At 47.4% G+C, this 4382-nt stretch carries 5 protein-coding genes and 1 pseudogene; 3 read left to right on the top strand and 3 right to left on the bottom strand.

The window, feature by feature from the left end; translation table 11 throughout:
- Both Q4D85_RS14485 and Q4D85_RS14480 read left to right on the top strand, forming a co-directional pair.
- Positions 1-227, top strand: a pseudogene (locus Q4D85_RS14485) (hypothetical protein); the annotation flags it as partial.
- Positions 228-334: 107 nt separating this feature from the next.
- On the top strand, positions 335-745 hold the full coding sequence (locus tag Q4D85_RS14480; protein WP_303201510.1) for an NUDIX domain-containing protein: 411 nt from the start codon (positions 335-337) through the stop codon (positions 743-745).
- Positions 746-941: 196 nt separating this feature from the next.
- Here the strand turns inward: Q4D85_RS14480 and Q4D85_RS14475 are convergent, their stop codons facing one another.
- Together Q4D85_RS14475 and Q4D85_RS14470 are read right to left on the bottom strand one after the other, a co-directional pair.
- The gene (locus Q4D85_RS14475; protein ID WP_303201508.1) at positions 942-1397 is read right to left on the bottom strand and encodes a DIP1984 family protein; all 456 of its coding nucleotides are present in this window, start codon (positions 1395-1397) and stop codon (positions 942-944) included.
- 120 nt (positions 1398-1517) lie between these two features.
- Positions 1518-2192 carry a response regulator transcription factor gene (locus Q4D85_RS14470; RefSeq protein ID WP_303201507.1) on the bottom strand — a complete coding sequence of 225 codons (675 nt, stop codon included), beginning with the start codon at positions 2190-2192 and terminating at the stop codon, positions 1518-1520.
- Between Q4D85_RS14470 and Q4D85_RS14465 the strand changes: the two genes are divergently transcribed.
- A complete protein-coding gene (locus Q4D85_RS14465; protein WP_303201505.1) occupies positions 2176-2472 on the top strand; it encodes a hypothetical protein in 297 nt (98 codons plus the stop codon). The genes Q4D85_RS14470 and Q4D85_RS14465 overlap by 17 nt on opposite strands.
- Before the next feature lie 80 nt (positions 2473-2552).
- Here the strand turns inward: Q4D85_RS14465 and Q4D85_RS14460 are convergent, their stop codons facing one another.
- Entirely contained in the window at positions 2553-3752 is a 1200-nt protein-coding gene (locus tag Q4D85_RS14460; RefSeq protein WP_303201503.1) for a sensor histidine kinase, read from the bottom strand.
- Positions 3753-4382 lie beyond the last annotated feature (630 nt).

Raw genomic sequence — 4382 nt, 5'->3', positions numbered from 1 at the left:
CAGCCGCTGGTGCTGGTGGTGCAAATAGTGGCGGGCGTGCTGGTACCCCGATGGTTGGGGCACCGATTGGTGGGCAGAACAATAACAATAATGAGAATCAGCGTAAGCGGAAGAAGCCGATACGGGGTATTACCGCGAGTGTTGAACGAGACGCCAACCTCAAAGCGCTGTTGGGCGAACAACCCAAAGTAATCCCAGGCGTAATCGGAAGCTGGGTACGCGAATAGCTAATGGGCCCAGTCGGTGCGAGATCAACTGGTTCCTTGGCTGGGGTATAGTGGATCCGCGTCGTTTGGGCGTCGAAAAGCAAACGAGTGTACTGTGAGGATTTTCTATGGAGCAATACGAGCATGTTGTCGTTGTGAGTGCATTAATCATGCGAGATGCTGCTGGGGCGATCCTCATTGTTCGTAAAGAAGGCACAAGCAAGTTTATGCTGCCGGGTGGCAAGATTGAGCCGGGGGAGACGCCTGCCGAAACGGTGGTTCGGGAGGCCGCTGAAGAGATCAGCGTGACGCTTGACCAGCAGAAACTTCGATTTGTGGGTGAATTTCTCACCGATGCGACGAACGAACCTGGTTGGGGCGTGCGTGCCTACGTGTTTGAGCATCCGTTCGTCGCGGATTGGAAGTTGGCGGGTGAGATAGCCGAAGCGCAGTGGTTGGATGCGGAAAAGGCGCTCCCGCCGAATGTTGGCCCACTGCTTTCAGATGCATTATTGCCAGTTTTAAGGCAATCGGTGTGACGTTGAGGTCCCCTGACCCAACCCTCGTTAATCATCCCAGTACGCGGTAGTAATTTATTATTTATCCTGGTTGTTAGGAGTTCCAAGTGCCGGGCCATAAATGTAAAGTGTTATGCGATTCCTGCCCTCGGAGATCTAGGAGTTTAATGCAACTCGAGATCGTTGTACTCACTGATGATCAACTACCAACTCAACGTCAGTCACATTCGATTTGCCAGTTTAGCTCCTGAACGCGAACGTCGACGGCGCGTAATTCTTTGGCGATTTCGTTTGCCTTTTCGCGCAGCTTTTCGACGCTAACCGTCGCCTCTAGTTTCACCTCGCTGCGGGTCCAGCGCACCGTTTGGCGGGCTGCGGCGTCGGCAAGTTCGTTGTAAAGATCAAAATCGCGTTTGAGTCTATCCCGAAGTGCAAGGATATCGGTGATGGTGCGGGATTCGTCGAAAAGCGACGTGGCGTTAACCTTGTTAATCTTCGCAACCAGTGCTTCCAGCCTGCGGTTTAATTTCCCGTACTCTAATAGCAGCTTTTCCGGGTCTTCCGGCGGCGTATCGCCTTCTTGAACTTGTGCTAATTCCTTGATTCGTACGGACAGCATGGAAAGGCGTCGTTGCAGGTCGGCGCGTTCGTACAGCGCTTCGGCCAACTTCATAATGTATCCCTCAAAAAATGATGCGAAATTAAGCCACTTATGCGGCCTCCCCGATGAGCATCGAAGATTACGACTATAGTCGCTTTTCGGGGTGAGGGAAGTGGAATTGAAAAAGTTTTTTTAAACTGTGTGTTCCGGGTTAAGTACTTTTGTCACAAGTTCTAGACGCGTCTTAGCGTCAAATACCAACATGATATTTGAAATGTGTTTTTTCACTGTCGACTGAGCGTAGTGAAGCTCGTTAGCGATCTGGACATTGGACATTCCACGGCACAATAACTCAAGTATGTCTCGCTCGGTTTTGGTGATCTTCTCGAACCCTGGGACCCAAAAGGACCCAGAGTTCGCCGAACCGGCCGATCCGTTCTGTGGAAGATACTGGACCAGCCGGTTCAGGGCGTGAGGGGCGACAATAGTCCCCCCGTCAACTGCGTCAAACACCGCTTTGATAATTTCCTGGGGGCGTTGACTCTTAAGAACATAACCAGAGCCACCAGATTGCAGAATCTTCAACATGACGTCATCGCGATCTAGCGCCGTGATCGCGATGAAGATTGGTGGATTTGGGCGATCCATCACTTCAGAGAGTAATGTCACACCATCCATTAATGGCATGTGAATGTCTGCAAGAACTACATCAACCGTATGGTGGTTGAGAAACTCTAAGGCTTCTGCGCCGCTATTCGTGGCGGCGGCAACCTCAATCCTGCTGGTTATAGAGAAATATTGCTCAATTGATGAAAGGACGAGTGGATCGTCGTCTACCAACAGTACGTTAATGAGTTTCTCAGTCATAGCGCTTGTAGTGTATCACCTCTTTGGGCACCATACACGCCGTGGGTTAACTTTGCAGGAGAATACCATTGAAGCCATAGAAGTGGTGAAGCTGAAGAAACTGCCGTTTCCCTTGTCATTCCAGGAAGAGCTCATTTTGAAAAGATCGAATGCTTGCGCTGGTGCTGGTGCGACCGGGTTTGCAATCAACGCGATCGATACGACGGCTGCGGCGATTGGCTTGCGAAAATTACGGGATCCAAACATTTATGTTGATCCTTCCTGTGTCGGGGCTATCTAACGGGTGTGAACCTATGTATCTATTATGGGAATTTATTAGGAAAAAACGGATACATGTGATATGTGGTTATACGATTGCATTCACCCGCTTTGGGGCATGACCAGTGATTTTCTAGGAATTTCTATCTTAGTGATCCAGATATTGTTATTCAGCTTTCTAGTGCAAGTGCCGCCAAAATTCCTGATTAAATCCTCAATTCCCTTTAAGCCAAGGCCTGTGGTTAAGTAAGAAGGCGATTGCTTTACGGCTACTACATTGGAGAAGCGGATCAGAAGTGTGTCACCTTCCCATTCAGTCACAAGCTCGATCGCCGAACCTGGGTCAGAGTATTTTAGAATATTTGAAGCTAATTCTGCGAAAACATTCTGCATACCATTGGGAAGTTTTGCACGTCGGACTTCTCGTGGCAAAGAGTTATGGAACCGAACCTTTAGTTTGTGGCTCTTTAACAGTTTGATAGTTGCAATAATCTGCTGCTCCAATGTTTCCTGCGAGGTGGGAAGCGAGAGACTGCTGTCGGATTTCATGGTTTCCAAAAGACTCCGTACATCACTGATTGCCGCTCGTGCTTCATCAGCAATATAACTTAGTGTGTCGTGGGTTTGAGGGTCTAAATGGGGGGAGAGACCTAATGTTTCGGATCTGAGAATGATCGAAGTCAGTTTTGTGGCGACGGAATCATGAAGTGCACGAGTCATTAAGTCGCGGCGCTTTTCTACTTCTACTTTGAGGTTTCTCTGTTGAGTTTTTATTCGTTCGATGGTCGATCCAACGAGAACGGATGCCGCCATTAAAAAAGCCAGGATCAGGGAACTAATCAGGTCAATTGGTAAAAATTCCTTGGTCGAAGGTGATGTGCTTACTAAGTACCATGTGATAGCTGATGTGAGCCAAGCGAGACGTTTGTGTCCACCTGTGGCGAGAACGCCGACAAAAACTATCGGCCAAAGCGCGGTCACCTCAGTTTGAAAGTTTGGCTGCCAGGTAACTAGTCCAACCAAGCAAATATATGCGATTGTTGCACCACGAGGGAAACGCTGTAACAGAACCGTAAGTATCACGGCAGTTATGAACGTGGCTGCTATGGGTAGGTTGAAAGCGTCCTCTGGGTCAATGAGGACGAACAGAAAGAGCGCCAAACCTCCGCTCAGGATGATCCTGTCTGTTAGGCGGGTGCGGTCACGGTAGTTAAATAAAGTATTGAAGTTCATTGAAACTTTGATGGTACAGGTGTGCTTTTGCTTTTTGTGGGCATTAAGTATTAAAAATGCTGGTAACAAAGAATATCTTTGTTACCAGCATTTTGCTAAAGACGAAGCCAACGTCTTTAAGTGATATTGAAATGGAATGTAGTGAGTATCTGATTCTTTGGCTCTTTGTGCTTGCGGATTTATGTGCCAAGGTTATTGTGCCAACTTTGTTCTGCCAAACGATTGTTGTCACGGTCTAGTGTTGTGCAAGCAACTGGCCGTTGATGCCTGACATGCCTCCTTTGTTTGTTGGGTAACTAACTTCTAGGCACCATTGTAATATGTGGGGAACTCTAAGCTTTCATTAAAGCGCCAGGTTTGGCCTAAGAGTAGACAAAAGTATATTCTTTTGAATTTTTTTGTTAATTTTCCCACATGCTGGTAGTGGAGCAAGGGGTTGCCCCAGCCACCAAAGGATAGTTTCATGAATTGAGTCATGTCAAAAAGCTATTGTGACAGTTATTGCAAGCTTAAAAAATACAGCATTTCACTTAATTAAAATTAATGTATGGGCATTGCTACCTGTGCAAATGTTGTTTTGGAATTGCGGTCGTTGAGCTAATTCTCTATATGTTTCTAGCTTGCGAAATTGGTGGCAATTTTCCATTGAGGTTTTCTCACCGGGGAAATGTGTGTGAATTTTTGACCTGTGGTTTTGGG

This window comes from Corynebacterium sp. (genome assembly GCF_030532965.1).
Taxonomy (GTDB): Bacteria; Actinomycetota; Actinomycetes; order Mycobacteriales; family Mycobacteriaceae; genus Corynebacterium.
This window is presented reverse-complemented; position numbering and strand designations above follow the sequence as displayed.